This is a genomic window from Clostridioides sp. LIBA-2809, assembly GCF_056688965.1.
The window spans coordinates 126526-143281 of the sequence record NZ_CP197005.1 but is presented as its reverse complement, the minus strand read 5'-3'; the positions used below and the strand labels follow the sequence as shown (position 1 = coordinate 143281).

The window sequence follows — 16756 nt, the reverse complement described above, 5'->3', positions numbered from 1 at the left end:
TTTTTTACTCCTTATACTGTATTTTAAAAATACAAAAAAGCCTTGATTATTAATATCAAGGCTGAGACATCTAATTTACATTAACTTCCATCTTTTTTATAAGTAAAATAACTATCAAAAGTATTGCAAGGATTTATGATATATGATATTATTATCGTATATTATAAGTAAATAAGAAGTCTACTTTGCACATGATAATTAATACTGTGGTCATTTGTTTTTATTAATTTTCAGTTTGATAAATGAATTGGCGTTCATTACCAAACGTGTCGCATGTAGGCTTTTTTTATTTTTTGTTTGTTTTATTATATTATATTTTATAATGTAATTTTTTGCAATTATTTTTATATTTTGCTTTTATTTGATATATTTTATAATTATTTAATACACAATAATTCATAAAAAAACTTTTTGTTTTTTATGATTAACTTTCATTTTATGAAGTAAAGTGCATATTTTTAATATAAAAAAAACAAAAATTGTTAAAAAATAGTCATTTATTTTTCATTAAATATTCTCTTCTAAGAGTGTTAAAAGAAATCTTTTCTAAATTTTTCATACTTATCCTAAAAAAATTCAAAAAAAATTCAAAAAAGAACCATATTATATAAAACTAAAATTAATCATTTATTGATAAAAAAAATAAGCTGTATTTATTAGCAATATAAACAAGGAGGGTAAAGTTAATGAAAAGTAAGTTGTTAATTACAAATAATTATTACAGTGTAAAAAAAGAAATTGAAGTACTTGAAAAAGCTTTAAATTTTAAAGATATTAATATTGAAAAAATTACAACAAAAATAGATATTAATGACTTAATATCTAGAATAGAAATAATGCCTATAGTAGATTCTTTTAGAGTATTGATTATTGATATAAATAAATATTCTAGTAAAGAGTTAAATGTGATTACTAAAGCTATATCTATATCAAGAACTTGTATAGTTTTATCTATTTATTATACAAAAGATATTTTTGATAAAGGAGATAAAACTATAGTAAAGATATTTCAAGACTCCAAGATTGAAATAAAAAAATATTTAACTATAGTGAAATCAGAAGTTGAAAAAATTTTATTATATCATAATTTAAATTTAAATCCAAATATATTTATTAATTCAGACAATATGGATGTAGTTCTAAATGATATAAAAAAAATAAGTTCATTAGATAATAATTTTAAGAATTATGAAGAATATTTATCTGAGTCATTTAATAAAAATACATTTGATTTAATAGATGCTATTGAAAGTAAAGACATAACCAAAGCAATAGAATTATACAAAACCATTTCAAAAACATCGAACATAATAGGTATTAATTTAACTTTATTGAATCATTTTAATTTAATGAGACAAATACAAAGTATACCTAAAAATATAAGAAATATATTATATGAAAGAGAAAAATCAGTAAAAGGCAAAGCAAATTATATACATGAATTTAGACTTAAAATTTTAGAAGATAAGGCTAAGAGAAGTACATTAGACTTAGAATTTACAGTAAATGAGTTACTAGAAAATGATTTAAATAAAAATAAAATAAATCTTGAGAAATCAATAAATAATACTGAGGGGAGAAAAAATAAAATGTCATTATTAGCAAATAGATATAGACCAAAATTATTTAAAGAAGTAACTGGACAAGGTCATATACCTTCCATTCTTTTAAATCAAGTAAAAAATAGAAATATAACAAATAGTTATATTTTTAAAGGACCTAAGGGAAGTGGCAAAACTACAAGTGCAAGAATATTAGCCAAAGCAATTAACTGTCTTAGTCCTATTGATGGAGAACCTTGTTTACAATGTGAGAATTGTAAATCTATAGAAAATAATACATCAATTGATATATATGAATTGGATGCAGCTTCTAACAATGGTATAGATAATATTAGAGAAATAATTGATAGTATTAGATATGCTCCATCTAACTTAAAATATAAGGTTTATATAATAGATGAAGCTCATAGACTATCTGCACAGGCAGCTGATGCTTTTCTTAAAACTTTAGAAGAACCACCATCATATGTAGTTTTTATATTGGCAACAACAGATGCGAACCAATTGCCAGCTACTATCAGGTCAAGATGTCAGTTATTTGATTTTAGAAGAATAGCTGTAGAAGATATTTTAACTAGATTAAAACATATTAATTTGTTAGAAAAAGGTGATTTAGAAGAAAAAAGCTTAATGCTAATAGCTAAACTAGCAGATGGAGCATTAAGAGATGCAGTAAGTTTGTTAGAAAAAGTAATCAGTTCAAATAAAAAATCATATGAAGATATAGTTGAGTTACTAGGTGTAGCATCAAATGAAATTTGTCTTAAAATAACAGAGAAATTAATAAATAAAAAAAGTGATGAAGCAGTAGAGGAATTTTACACTATAATTAAATCTGGAAAAAGTATAGAAATATTTATTAATGACTTAATGACCACTTTTAGAAATATAATGCTTATTAAATGTGGAGCAGATACAAATATAATTGCTATGAATGAAAATTATATAAAGAAAGTACAGTATTTTGCAAAACAAATAAATTTTGAAAACATATTTGAGATAATAGATATATTACAAGACGCAGAAAGTAAATTGAGAAAGACATCTCAAGTATCTATTTTAGTTGAAATGACACTAATAAAAATAAGTAGATTGAATAGAAATAAACAGATTAATAGTGATTTCCCAAATGATCTTGAAGATATAGAAATTGAGGAAATAGAGATTAATTCAATTAATAATAATATAGCAAATAATAATATTGAAGAGAAAGGAAATAATATTTTACTTGATCAAATAAGAACAAATATAGTTAACTATTTAAAAAATAAAACTAATCCAAATCTAGTATACATATCCAATATAATCAATAACTCAGCATTTAAGGAAGATTTTGATGAAAATATAATAAGAATTTCTGTGGCAATTAGTACAAATAAAAAAGAAAATGACTATGCTATAGATTATTTAAAAGAATTCGAAACCTCAGAGAACTACATAAAGAGAGAAATAATAAGTGCATTCTCTAAAAATAATATTAATACACAATTTGAAATTGTAATAGAATAAAAAATCAAATTATATATAAAAAGGGGATTTTAATATGATTAATAATATTAACATAGAGGGTAATTTAGTAAGTGATGGAACTTTTAGAAATTCTGAATCTGGCTCATTATCATATTTTAACACTATTGCTTTAAATTCAGTAAACTCTAAAGGAGAAAGAGAACGTTATTTCTTTCCTATAAGAGCTCATGGAAAATTAGCTCTATATATGGCTAAAACAGCACGTAAAGGAAATGAGATAACTATATCAGGTTCTTTAACTCAGAATCCTTTAAACAAAGAAATTAATATTCTAGTAAATAAATATACAAATCATGATTTAAATAGAGTAAAGGTATCTAGATATAACCCAAATAGTAATTCTTATAATCAAGGAAATGGTTATAATCAGAGTAACAATAATCAAGGTAATCATTATAGTCAAAGTAATAATTCTTATGACCAAGGAAATGGCTATAATCAGAATAACAATAATCAAGATAATCGTCATAGTCAAAATGATAATCCGTATAATCAAGATAATCGTCATAGTCAAAATGATAATCCGTATAATCAAGGTAATCATTATAGTCAAAGTAATAATTCTTATAATCAAGAAAATAGTTATAATCAGAATAACAACAATCAAGATAATCGTTATAGTCAAAATGATAATCTGTATAATCAAGATAATCATTACAATCAAAATAATAGCTCTTATAACCAAAGAAATAGTTATAATCAAAATAATAATAATCAAGATAATCGTTATAGTCAAAATGATAATCCTTATAATCAAAGTAATAATAATCCTTATAACCAGGGAAATAATTTCAATCAAAATAATAATCAGTTAGATCCTTACAATTGGACAGACTATGATGAATCAAAAAGTAATAAGGATTCTAGAGAAATAGATTGTAAAGATTTTAGTGGACTATATGTATAGAATAGATACCATGATTATCCATTTAAATACACTTTATACCATTTTTATTTAAAGTAATGAATATTTATGCAATAAAAAAAAGCCACTCTTATGGGTGGCTTTAAAGCCCTTAAAAAACATTTAATTTTATCTTTAAATATAAATTGTAAAATTACATGCGTAAAAGATTCGCCAATCTATCATATGTATTATATCCAACAATTCCATCAGAAGTTAGTGAATATGCTCTTTGAAATTTTTTTACTGCATTATATGTATCATCCCCAAATATTGAATCTACTTGTACTGTATATTTAACAGCACATAACATAAGTTGAGCACAATGTACATTATTACCCCTTGTTGTGTATCCATATCCAACAGTAATTCTTGTGCTTATAGTATAATTGCTATCTCCTGAGATTTTAATCGTTGCTTTCTCAGCGTCATAAGCACCATTAAAATGTGAATAAACTCCTATATCATAATCATCTGACTTAAGTAAATTTGAATTTACTGGTACAAAAATTTCTGCATCAGGTTCAGGTGTTATATTTAATGCCTTACATTTCTCATCATAATTATCTTTTATGTCTTGTGGAGCATCTTTATATATATATTTGTATGCATCTACTTCAAATTTAATTATTTTATTTTCAGATGTATTTTCACCTCCTTGTGTTTCTGTTTCTGCAAAAGCTGTATTTGTAAATACAAGCATTGAGCAGCAAATTACTGCTAGTGTTTTCTTTAACTTCTTTAACATAATGTCCTCCTAAAAATATTATTATTCTATTACATATTTGTAGAATATGATAGATATCTCTATTTTATCAGAATTTTTAGGAATTTAACCTATTTTTTTACATTTTTATTTATAAAGTTTTTATATATCTTTTAGTGGCATTGCATAATCTATATTATTAAAATTGAACATTGAACTGGATACAATAGTCTTATTTCCAAATTTATTTATCAAAATTATTTGCTATTTCTATAAGATATTCAAATTCTTCTTTACTTAAGATATTATCTTCATATAATGAAAGAAATAGACTTCCTACTGAATTATTATGCAAGTTACTTACAAAATCTTTTGTTACATAGTTTAAGTATTCTCTATATTCAATTATAATTTTATAATGTGTATATCTATCAATTTTTTCAGCTGATAAAAATTTTCTTTTAACAAGCCTTGATAGAAGTGTTAGCGTAGTTGTCTGTTTCCAATCATATTCATTTTGCATTGCTTCAATGACTTCTTTAGAAGTTACATCATCATTTTTTTTCCAAATAAATTTCATTACTTTTAGTTCTGCTGGTGGTATTTTTTGTATCATTTTATTCATCATAGGTTGACTTACCTCCTATCAGGATATATTCTAATTTAATACTACAAAATTAGAATAATTAAGTCAATAGAAATTTTATCGGCTATATCGTTGAATTCCATCCAATATGAATTGTGTAAGTATGTCCTGTTTTTTGAAACTTTTATTTTTTTCAGTGAACTCTAGAAATTTATTATATACATCTGAATATATTTTAAAAGATTTAACTAATATATCACCAGTTAGATTTTCAGTATTTATTTTAAATTGTATGACATCTACTATATTTTTCTCTTCTTCAGCTTTTTTAAAAAATTCAATAGCTTTAAAAATATCTTCTTTATTTTCAATAAGCTCTCTTAGATCTTTCTCTAATTTTTTTATTTCATATATCGGACTCATAGATTCACTAGAATTAATACTTATAGAATCATGTGGTATTACTGAAGTATTACTATAGTAAGAAGGATTTTCTTTGTTACTAGAATTAATTTTATTGTAACATTTATTTACTTGATCTAATTCATATCCAGCTTTTTTTATACGATCTCGCCAAGTTGATGATGGTAAACTTAAATTTCTACATACTTCTGCTTTAGATAATCCCAAAGACATTTTTTGATTGAAGTAATTTATTTGTTCATTAATTGTTAATTTATCAAATTCTTTTCTATTCAATGAATATTTCCCCCTATATTATTATAAAGTTAGTATATATCTATATTTTAATAAGATATTATAAAAATAATACTTTTGTAATATCCAATATATTTTACAGTTGTAACGTATTAGTAATTTATATATATTTTAGCATCATTAACATATAAAAAGTAGACTTTATGTTTAATTAGAGAAAATTATAGTAATCTATATTAAAAAGCTTTATTAAAACATTTAGTTAAGACATTTAATTAAAACATTAATTAGCAAAAACGTAATATACATGTATTATAGTATTATCAATGTATACATAAATTCATAAATAAAAAAAATATAATTATGTTAATAATATTTTTTGTTATTGTTAAAAAAAAATATTAAACTATTAATAAAAAACTTTCTTTTATAATAAAATGTGGATAAAATATGTAAAAAAAAAGATACATTTAATTAGATAATGAATTTATCTAATTAAATGTATCTTTTTTTTGCATAGTAAATTAAGAGTAATGGACTTTTATTACCCCTAATTAATATATTTTATTTTAGTATAAACTACCAATATTCAAAATTGATTTTGTTATAAAAGACCTTACAAATCCACCAGGATTATGTATATTATTAATATTTATGTTATCTTCATAATAAGTGTTATCAAACATATAATTTAAAGCAATTAATACTTTTTTAAATCCAAATTCGATAGAAAGATTAACTAATTCATTTACAATAAGAGTTTTTTCAGATTCAAGTTTTATATTTGTATCTAATAAAGGTTTTTTAAACTTAAATCTTAATAATGTATCAGAGTAATTAGAACTAAATGAGAAATTTCCATTATTAAATAAATTTAATATTCTTTTTTGAGTTGAATCTCTGAAATTTTTATTAAATTCAGATTTGGATTTATAATTAGTAATATCTAATCGATTTCCTAAAGGTTTAAATCTAGAATTTTTACTATATATAATATTATTAATTAACTTGCTTGATTTTTTTATATACTCAGGTAAAGTATTTACTAAATTTTCTTTATTAAACACAATTTTTTTACCTCTACTTTTTTTAGCTGCATCAATCCATAGCAATTTTTTTAGCTCAACCTTTAACTCATTAATACAATTTATATCCAAAAAATTAGCTAGATCATCAGTAGTTAATGTTATATACCCACCACCACCATTTTTCTTTTTAAAATGATTTTTATATTCATCACATATTACTATATCAAATTTTCCATAGCCATTAGAAGAAGGTGTAAAGTATGCTAATCCTAAAATAGAAAGTAAATTTTGATTTCTTCTAGCTGTTGGAACTGATATTCCACATAACGTAGCTATATCTTTATAGCTTACATGTTTTCTAACAAAACATTTATTATAAGGCAAAAAATGATACAGTAAATATTGTTTTATTAAAGATTTAGTAACAGATATAATTTGTATGGAATCATTTTTCAATAGACCATTTTCTTTTTCAAGTTCATAATATCCATCATTTATTTTAACTATATCTATTTTATTTTTAAAAATAGATATTACTTTTTTTATTTTTAATTTAGAGATTCTAGTATTTGGTTTTAAATCTTCAAATAATAGCTTATTAGTCATTTTTTACCTCCTTTCATGTTTTATTTTACATACATAATAAAATATAAGCATATATTACATAAAATATAAATAAAAGTCTACATAAGAAAGGTTCGCAGATTCTATTGTCTTTCTAGTAGAAGCATTGAAATTACTAATATAAAAAAAGGTTCGCAGATTTCATTGTCTTTTTGGTGTGAAGCAGCATTTTCAACTGTTTGGTTATAAATTTGCAAAGATATGATTAAGGTGAAAAAATTTTTCGACATTTTTTACTGCCTGAAAACATTGAAAAATAGAAAGGTTCGCAGATTCTATTGTCTTTTTAATAAATAAGATTCTATTAAAATGGAAAGGTTCGCAGATTCTATTGTCTTTTTATATGTAAATATATATTAAAATAATAATATTTCTAAATTTTGTCGATTTTTATGTTTACAAATTGATGGATAAAGATATTTTTATATTAGAGATATAAGAAAGGTTCACAGATTTCATTGTCTTTTTTTATATGAAAAGCAATAATTATATAGGTACTAATGTTAAATGTGTAAGAAAGGTTCGCAGATTTCATTGTCTTTTTTGAATATAAAAGTAGTGGTTATATTTATACTAATATTGTATATATAAGAAAGGTTCGCAGATTCCATTGTCTTTTTGGATATAAAAAAGTAGCAACTATATATAGACTAATGTTAAATGTATAAGAAAGGTTTGCAGATTCCATTGTCTTTTTGAATATAAAAAAAGTAGCAACTATATATAGACTAATGTTAAGTATATAAGAAAGGTTCGCAGATTTCATTGTCTTTTTGAATATAAAAAAAGTAGCAACTATATATAGACTAATGTTAAGTATATAAGAAAGGTTCGCAGGTTTCATTGTCTTTTTAAATGTAAAAATATATATAAGAGAGATTAATAGGTTATATTGTTCTCTTAACTAATTATCAAAAGTAAAATTAATAATATGATTTTTATACAATGTAAAATGTTTAATATTACTATATAATTTTTAAATAATGTACATAATGTATTAAATATATGTTTTATTAAACAATAAATTAATGTATTATAATATCTGAAGGGGGTGATAAAATGTTGTATGAAAAGTTAGATGAAAAACTTGAATTTAGCGAAAAAGAACAACAAAATTTTTTGAATTTAATAATACATGCTATTTATGAACAAGAAAAATTTAAATTTATCACACAAAGGTTTTTTGAAGTATATATGATAAAAGAGCATGATACTATAGAAAATGTGAGACCTATTTTTGAAGATTTTTTATCATCAACTATTTTATCTAAATTAAATTATTTAACAACTCCTAGAAAAACAAAAAAATTAAGGTCTCAAGAGATAACGTCTAGTTGGAGAATAAAGAATAATTGGGTAAAAATGGCATTAGATTCCATGAATAGTAATAAAGGTGAACCTAAATTACTGAAAAGAGAATATCTGTCTATTAGGGATGAATATCTTAAAAATCAAGGGAAAATAAAAAGTATTGATTTAGACTCTCCAGAACAATTAATAGAAATGAGAGAAACAACACTAAGAAATTGGGCATTTGATAGTTTTTATAACATATCAGATTTTCCATATTTATTTGAAATGTCAGATTCTAAAATAAAATCTGCTTTTTCACATGATTTACTTTTATGTATAACAGAGATACTTAAAGCACAATACGAATATGATATTAATAAAATTGTTCTTACTACACCTGCATATATAGCACCAGGCATATTTTTACCAACCATTAGGCCAAGAAAAATTAAAAATCTTGAAATAGTTAAGACAGATGATAATTCATATGTATCAAATGAATATAATGCTAAAGATCATAAAGGTGTTCAATTAAATTTATTGTACAAGTTCTCATTTGATTTTAAAGAAAAAAATGGATCAGATATAGAAAATTTTAGAACAGAATTATCTAATAGTGAAACTGAGAAAAAAGCTATGCCTAAAATATCACTGGATAAAAAAGACTTAGCAATTATTATTTATATTGAACGAATTTTTAATTTAGATACAGCAACATTTTATTTGGTTGATCTATTAAAGTTCTTAGGATTAGCAAGGGCTAAGAAGAATTATGATGATATTAGAGAACGCCTACTGAAACTTCCATATTATACAGTTGATAAGAGTGTTGAAAAAGGTGGTAAAATTAAAAGAAAAGGAACTTTTAATTTCTTTACATCAGTAGATATTATAACAACTGAAAGTAATAGAGAGATTGTAAAGGTAATAAGGGCAGTTCCTCCAGAATTTGATAGAGTTTCAACTGACCTGATGTATGAAAATGAATTAAAGAAATTAAAATTAGAGCAATCTATAAATTTAGCATATTTTCTTGAAGGTAGAAGAAATTATTTGATTAGATGTGGAGAAGATTTACAAAATAAAACGTATAGATTTTTTATTGATAATCTTAAATATGAAGTTCATATTGATAGTAAAAAAACTCTTAAAACTAATATGACGTATTTGGAACTAGCATTTAATGAAATAAAAATGAATCAATTTATAATAAAAGATTATGTCATGGGGAAGGACTATTTTGATGTATCTTTTTATGAAAATACAGAAAAACAAAGATGTTTGTTAAATAGTATAATAGGATCTTTACCAGAGTATATAAATGCATTAAAATAAATCCCTTTTATTTTTATAGGAGGGATTTATTTTAATTTAAATTAATTTTTTAAGATATTATAATCTTAAAGATATTTTTGATTGATTATAAATTCTTAAACTTATCAAATTCTTTTCTGTTCAGGACTATTAAACCCTATATTATTATAAATGTTAGTATGCATCTACGCTTTAATAAGATATTACAAAAATAATACTTTCGTAATATCTTATATATTTGTTTATCAAATTTTAATTTATCAGATTTTTTATGTTCAATAACTATTTTTCACTATATTATTATAAAGTGGTATATATCTATGTTTTAATAAAATATTACAAAAACAATACTTTTGTAATATTTTATATATTTTTTGAGAGATTATATTCTTCATATTCTTGAAATGCTTTGGCAGTATCATTATTTGGTGAAGGCAGATTTCTTTGGACCTTTGATACTATATCTTTGAATTCTTCAAACTCATAAAACTTTCCAAGAAAATCTAGATTCGAATTTTTACCTTTTATTATATTGTTATCAATATAATTTCTTTGAGATTGTAAATAACTTATATAACTATCATAATCTTTGATTAGCTGATTAACTAGTTCTTTATTATCACCTACAACAAGTTTTCTTATATCATTTAAAGCATCTAAATTGGACTTACAAGATGCAATACAAGTGTCAAGTAAAATTCTATAACTATCAATTGATTCTTTTGTACTCTGTATATCTTTAAAATTTTTATATGTTATATAAAAGTTAGAAGATAAAGATAAACTATATATGTATATATGGTTTTGAGTTTTATCATTAACTATTTTAGGAATTTCAATCCTTGGGAACCTAGTGTAAAAAATTTCATCTAATTCATTTTCATTTTGGGGTTCATCTAGTTCTTTGTTTTCTTTGCCATAATTTTCATCTCTCTTTGTTGAGTTTTTTATATTCTCAGATATATTATACTCAGCTTTTTTAGGGTTATTGAAAATCATAAAATAAAAAACTAATAATATAAGTACAACAAAGGATGATAAAAATATAATTAATACTAGTTTCTTGTCTTTTATTTTTCTTAAATTCATTTCTATTCCTCCAATTTATCTAAAATTTAATAATACTTAATATGGGGCAATTTAGCATTTTATTTGAAAATATTTAATTATTTTTTCAAATAAAATATTTATTTGCCCCATATTTATTGAAAATAAAAATAGCTGTATATCAGTAAAATTAAATGGAGGTTTTATATGAACTTATTAGGTGTTAATGAGGAACAACTTAAAGCTATAAAAACAAATAGTACTCATGTACTTGTAATAGCAGGAGCAGGATCTGGTAAAACAAAAACTATCAGTAAAAGAGTTTCTTATTTAATGAAAAAAAGGATTAGCTATAGAAATATATTTTGTATAACATTTACAAGGTATGCTTCTAATGAAATGAAAAAAAGAATTATGAATGAATCAGAAAATGGAGAAAAGGTATTTGTAAATACATTTCATATGTTTTCAACTTATATCTTAAAAAAATATGGTAACTTTAAAGGATATACTATGATTTCAGAGATTGAAAAAAAGAATTTAATCCAAAATATAACTAAGAGATTTCAAATAAATAAAAGTGATATTTTGATTAATGCAATAAAAAATTATGATATTCAAAATAAAAATAGAAGTATATCTTTAGCATTAAAAGAATATTTATTTACCCTAAAAAGATATAAATTACTTGATATAGACTTAATACTTCCATTATGCTCTGAACTTCTAAATGATGAAAATATTGCATCAGAAGTTAGAGATGAAATGAAGTATATTCTTGTAGATGAATATCAAGATTCAAATGATATACAAATAGAAATCATAGATAAAATATCACCAAATAATTTATATGTTGTTGGAGATGATTCACAAGCAATTTATGAATGGAATAATTCAAAGGTAGAATATATATTAAATTTTGAAAAAAAATATGGTGCAGAGGTTATAAGATTAGTAAAGAACTACAGAAATACAAATCAAATAATAAATTCAGCAAATAAAATAATATCACTTAATTTAAATCAAATAAAAAAAGAAATGGTAGGGTTTAAAAATGGCGAAGATATTGAAATTGTTACTACTGATAATCAAGAAATACAAAATATAAAGATAACTTCTCAAATTTGTAAGCATGTTTATGGTATTGATGATAAAAACATAGCAATATTATGTAGAACTAATATGGAAATAAAAAAATTATCCAAGGTCTTTATTAATTATGGTATAGAATTTAATAGCTCGATTAAAGAAAATAGTAATAGTAGGCTTCTTAATATCTTAACTTTAGCATCAAATCCACAAAATGATTTGTTAGCTGAAAGTATATTGAAACCTTCAGAAGAACAAAAAATAAGAGCATTGAAGGAAAGTATAAGCATATTTGAAAGTATTAAATTTGATAATAAATCGGAAGAAATTTTAAACTTTGAAAAACTAAATAATTGTATAAAAACATCCACAGCAATAAGAGCATACGAATTAGCTAAGAAGTTATTCAAAATAGAAGATATTGTTTTAAAAAATAAAATAAAAAAATGGATCTCAAATAGTACTGTTATTAAACAAAAAAATATTGGATTTATTGAATATCTTTGTTATGAAAATACAAAGGGAGGACAAGAGTGTTTAAAAGAAAACAATAATAATGTAAACTTATTAACTATTCATTCTTCAAAGGGATTAGAATTTGATGTAGTGATAATTCCAAACTTATATGAAGAAAATTTTCCTAGAAAAAATGAAAGTTTGGAATCAGCAAGAAGGCTTTTTTATGTAGCATTAACTAGAGCTAAAGAAAAAGTAATATTGTATATTCCTAAAAACTCTGAAGAATATGGGAAAAAGATAAAAAATAGAGAACCAAGTATTTTAATAAAAGAAATAACTAACTAGAGGAGTGAGATATTATGAAGTTTAGTAATATAAGAATAGAGCTTTTTTCAATTTTGAACAATATAAATAAAAACAACATAAATAAAGTAATATTACCTTATATACAAAATAGTCCTATTTTTTATATAACTGATGAAGACAAGAAAATAATAAATATTGTTTTAAAAGAATTTTTGGAAAGTAAAGATATTAGGAGCTATAGTATTAATGAGAATCATGTAGCTATAAGTCTTTAAAAATAAATTAATGATATTTATTAAGAGCAACACTAAAGTATTACTTTAGTATTATTTTCAATAAACGTATTACTTAATTAAAAACATCACTAAAACTAATTGGTTCCTAGTGATGTTTTTATTTTTTGGAATTTTTCAAAAAAATAAAAGTTTTGACCCATATTAAAGATAAGAAAAATTTAAGCTAATTTTTAGTAAATAAAAAATAAACTGTTTTAATCAGTTAAAAAAAGGGGGACATATGTTATGTCAAGCAACATAAAACAAATATTTAAATCTGGTCGTGATACAAAGGTATTTGCTGTAGAAGATGATTTAAGTGTAAATGATTTTTATAATGAAATAGGTATTTTAAAAGCTATATTACATTCAAAGGTATCTAGAATAACAATGATAATAAATGATTCAAAAAACAATAGTAATACAAAACTAAAGTTCTGTTTTAATGTTAATGAATGGAAAGAATTCAGCAATTTATTAAAAGATGGTCCAGAAGGTTTTGGGAAGAATTGTGTAAATACAAATACTAAACCTAAATATAAAAAGACGAAGATAAATAAATATACAAGCTTTGAAGATGGATATAAAGAAATAAGAAATTTTAGTGTATCTTGTAACAAAGACAATCAGAAAGAAGGTAAATATTATTGGACAATTAGTATATCTATTGGAAAAGGAAAGTTAAAAGACCCTAAGAACAGTTACAAAGGCATAATTAAAGAAACTTATTCTGAATTAAAACAAAACTACTTTGTTTTACAGACTGAAGAAATTAATGAAATGATTGAAATGGTAAATAAATATATACCTTTATGGGAAAATAGTATGTTCCCCATTTTTCTTGAAAATAGAAAGGCATTTAGCAAAAGGTTAATTGAAAATAATTCTGATTATGGAACTATTGGTAGATGGAATAATTCGCCTAATAAAAATTCAGGTGATTATATAAAAAATAATGTAAATGATACTAAAAATAGCGAGTTCTGTTCAGCATGTAATGTACATGTTGATGAAAAAACAGAAAAAATAACAAATTCAAAATATGGTAGAACCTTGTGCTATAAATGTTCTAATGAATTAAATAAAACCAAAGGAGATAAAAAATGATAATAAAAAGAGAAGATATAAAGCAAATACTTGTACAAGCTAGTAAATTTGGAGAATATGTTCAACTACAAATTGAAGATTATAAAGCAATAGTAAAGAGTGTAGGGAAAAAAAATATATATTTTGAAGCAGAGATTAAAGAAATTGAAAATCCTATAGAAGGAGAATTTTATATTTTTGATAAACAAGCCCTAGATATTTTGCAAAAATGCCCTAAAGATGTAACTATTGAAAAAACCAAGAAAAATAAAATTAATATAAAATCTGGAGAATTTAAAGTGAGTCTAGCTGAGACAAAGCAAAGTATCATAGACATTGACGAACCAGAAATCAATTATTGTTTAACTGTAAAAAACTTAAATAAAGTAAAAAATGTTAGATATGCAGCGGCATCTAAAGATACTAGGCCAGCACTAGAATGTGTTTATTTTGAAGTAAATCCAGATATAGGGAAAATAAGAATAATAGCTACAGACTCTTATAGAATAGCTATTGATGAAATTAATTATGTATGTAATGAGAAAATAAAGAAAGGCTCATTTCTATTAGATAAAAAAGTTCTAGGTGATGTAATAAGTAAAGATGATGATTGTGCAGTACTAGGTGTATGTGATAATAAAATTATATTTGCATTTGAAAATGGTATTGTTATAGGTATTGATATTTTAGCAGAAAACTATATTGATATTGAACGTATGTTGGCAAGTATGAAATTTAGTTTTCAATTTAAAATAAAGCGAGAAGCTTTTACTAAATCAATAAAAAGATGTAAAATAGGTGATAAAAATTCAATTAAATTATCTATTGGAAAAAGTAGTTTAGGTATAGAAATGGATTCAAATGAAACTTCAATTTATATAACTGATGAGATTGAGATAGTAGGAGTTGATGAATGCTTAGAGGTTAATCTATCATTAAATTATCTTTCAGATGCTCTTGAAAATATGAACTCTGAATATATTACTGTAAAATACAGTGATAACAGTACATTTCCGATATTAATAGAGGATGATAGCAATAAAGCTATTATACTTCCTGTTGCTAAATAAAATATTAAAAGGGATATTTATAATATCCCTTCTTCAGATTGGAGGATTAATTTAATATGGATTATTTTGATAATGAAGAAAAATTAAATATTATTAATGTTGCATTAAAATGTGATATTGAATTAATTAAAACAATTGATAGCTCTAGAGTATTGGCACATTGTCCATTTTGTGATGATAGAAGTGGACATATGTACTTGACTATAGAAAATAAGGAATTTAGAAATTTTTATAAATGTTATAAATGTGGGAGTTATGGCAGTTCAGTTTCTTTATATGCTAAATCAAAGGGTATAACTACTAAGGAAGCATATATAGAATTAATTAATGATATTTCAAGAGAGAGACTAAATGTCAGCAAAAAAATAATTGAAAAGGTACAAAAAAAAGGTAATTCTTGTGATATTAAAGATGTAAATTATCTAGATTCTATATATAGAGTATTTTTAGATTCACTTATACTAGAGGATAAACATTTTAACAATCTAAAAAATAGAGGGTTAAATGATTTTATTATAAAAAAGAACTTGTATAGAACAATAGATATTAAATATAAAGAAAGAATAAGAATTTGCAAAAACTTAATCAATTTAGGATTTGATTTAAAAGGTGTTCCAGGTTTCTATAATGATAAATTTGGCAAATGGAATTTTGTATCTAAAAAAGGATTTTTAATTCCAATTGGAAATCTTGATGGAAGAATTATATCCCTACAAATAAGAATGGATGATGAAGAACTTATATCAAATAAAAATCTAAAATCAAGATATAAATATTTCTCATCATATAAATATCAAGATGGAACAAAAGCTATTGCAGCAATCCATTATATAAAAGGAAGTAATAATGACAACTCAATAATCATTACAGAAGGACCACTTAAAGCTGATATAACTAATTTCTTTAGTAATAAGTCTATTATAGCAATTCCAGGTGTGTCCATAGGACATAGTGAAGTTGTAAGGATGATTAAAAGTTTGGGAAATCCCGTAGCTATAATTTGTTTTGACATGGATTTATATGACAATATTAATGTTAAAAGAAGCATGATTGAATTATGTAAAAAATTTAATGAAAATAATATATCTTTTGTATATAAGTCTTGGAAGGAAAAATATAAAAAAAATAAAAATCTAAAGGGTATAGATGATTTGCTATACCATGAGTATAAAAACAGAGTATAGGTTGAATGTTAATATTCAATCTATACTCTGTTTTTA

13 protein-coding genes are annotated in these 16756 nt (G+C 23.1%); 8 read left to right on the top strand and 5 right to left on the bottom strand.

Annotated elements, in window-relative coordinates; all coding sequences use genetic code 11:
- Window positions 1-686: 686 nt before the first annotated feature.
- Both dnaX and ACTG44_RS20970 read left to right on the top strand, forming a co-directional pair.
- Window positions 687-3071 (top strand): DNA polymerase III subunit gamma/tau, encoded by a 2385-nt coding sequence (gene dnaX / locus ACTG44_RS20975; protein ID WP_479921721.1) that lies wholly within the window; start codon window positions 687-689, stop codon window positions 3069-3071.
- Between the two features lie 34 nt (window positions 3072-3105).
- On the top strand, window positions 3106-3999 hold the full coding sequence (locus tag ACTG44_RS20970; RefSeq protein WP_102822250.1) for a single-stranded DNA-binding protein: 894 nt from the start codon (window positions 3106-3108) through the stop codon (window positions 3997-3999).
- Between the two features lie 151 nt (window positions 4000-4150).
- On the opposite strand, the gene ACTG44_RS20965 is transcribed toward ACTG44_RS20970, so the two are convergent.
- The 4 genes from ACTG44_RS20965 to ACTG44_RS20950 form a co-directional block, all read right to left on the bottom strand.
- Window positions 4151-4744: a peptidoglycan-binding domain-containing protein gene (locus tag ACTG44_RS20965; RefSeq protein ID WP_021383358.1), complete on the bottom strand. Its 594-nt coding sequence runs from the start codon at window positions 4742-4744 to the stop codon at window positions 4151-4153.
- A gap of 202 nt (window positions 4745-4946) precedes the next feature.
- Window positions 4947-5330 (bottom strand): BlaI/MecI/CopY family transcriptional regulator, encoded by a 384-nt coding sequence (locus tag ACTG44_RS20960; RefSeq protein WP_479921720.1) that lies wholly within the window; start codon window positions 5328-5330, stop codon window positions 4947-4949.
- Window positions 5331-5405: 75 nt separating this feature from the next.
- Window positions 5406-5987 carry a hypothetical protein gene (locus ACTG44_RS20955; protein ID WP_102822249.1) on the bottom strand — a complete coding sequence of 194 codons (582 nt, stop codon included), beginning with the start codon at window positions 5985-5987 and terminating at the stop codon, window positions 5406-5408.
- A 527-nt stretch (window positions 5988-6514) separates the two neighbouring features.
- Window positions 6515-7579, bottom strand: coding sequence for a hypothetical protein (locus tag ACTG44_RS20950; RefSeq protein WP_021383405.1), 1065 nt, complete (start codon window positions 7577-7579; stop codon window positions 6515-6517).
- Between the two features lie 1077 nt (window positions 7580-8656).
- Between ACTG44_RS20950 and ACTG44_RS20945 the strand changes: the two genes are divergently transcribed.
- Window positions 8657-10225, top strand: coding sequence for a hypothetical protein (locus ACTG44_RS20945; protein WP_102822248.1), 1569 nt, complete (start codon window positions 8657-8659; stop codon window positions 10223-10225).
- 342 nt (window positions 10226-10567) lie between these two features.
- Here ACTG44_RS20945 and ACTG44_RS20940 read toward each other — a convergent pair whose 3' ends face one another.
- Entirely contained in the window at window positions 10568-11293 is a 726-nt protein-coding gene (locus ACTG44_RS20940) for a hypothetical protein (RefSeq protein ID WP_102822247.1), read from the bottom strand.
- 165 nt (window positions 11294-11458) lie between these two features.
- Here ACTG44_RS20940 and ACTG44_RS20935 point away from each other — a divergent pair, with 165 nt between their 5' ends.
- The 5 genes from ACTG44_RS20935 (at window position 11459) to ACTG44_RS20915 (ending at window position 16720) form a co-directional block, all read left to right on the top strand.
- Window positions 11459-13144 (top strand): ATP-dependent helicase, encoded by a 1686-nt coding sequence (locus tag ACTG44_RS20935; RefSeq protein ID WP_102822246.1) that lies wholly within the window; start codon window positions 11459-11461, stop codon window positions 13142-13144.
- A 14-nt stretch (window positions 13145-13158) separates the two neighbouring features.
- Window positions 13159-13380 carry a hypothetical protein gene (locus ACTG44_RS20930; protein ID WP_021383377.1) on the top strand — a complete coding sequence of 74 codons (222 nt, stop codon included), beginning with the start codon at window positions 13159-13161 and terminating at the stop codon, window positions 13378-13380.
- Window positions 13381-13626: 246 nt separating this feature from the next.
- A complete protein-coding gene (locus tag ACTG44_RS20925) occupies window positions 13627-14487 on the top strand; it encodes a hypothetical protein (RefSeq protein WP_172693334.1) in 861 nt (286 codons plus the stop codon).
- The gene (locus ACTG44_RS20920) at window positions 14484-15536 is read left to right on the top strand and encodes a DNA polymerase III subunit beta family protein (protein WP_172693333.1); all 1053 of its coding nucleotides are present in this window, start codon (window positions 14484-14486) and stop codon (window positions 15534-15536) included. The genes ACTG44_RS20925 and ACTG44_RS20920 overlap by 4 nt, the downstream gene beginning before the upstream one ends.
- A 56-nt stretch (window positions 15537-15592) precedes the next feature.
- On the top strand, window positions 15593-16720 hold the full coding sequence (locus ACTG44_RS20915) for a DUF3854 domain-containing protein (protein ID WP_172693332.1): 1128 nt from the start codon (window positions 15593-15595) through the stop codon (window positions 16718-16720).
- Window positions 16721-16756 lie beyond the last annotated feature (36 nt).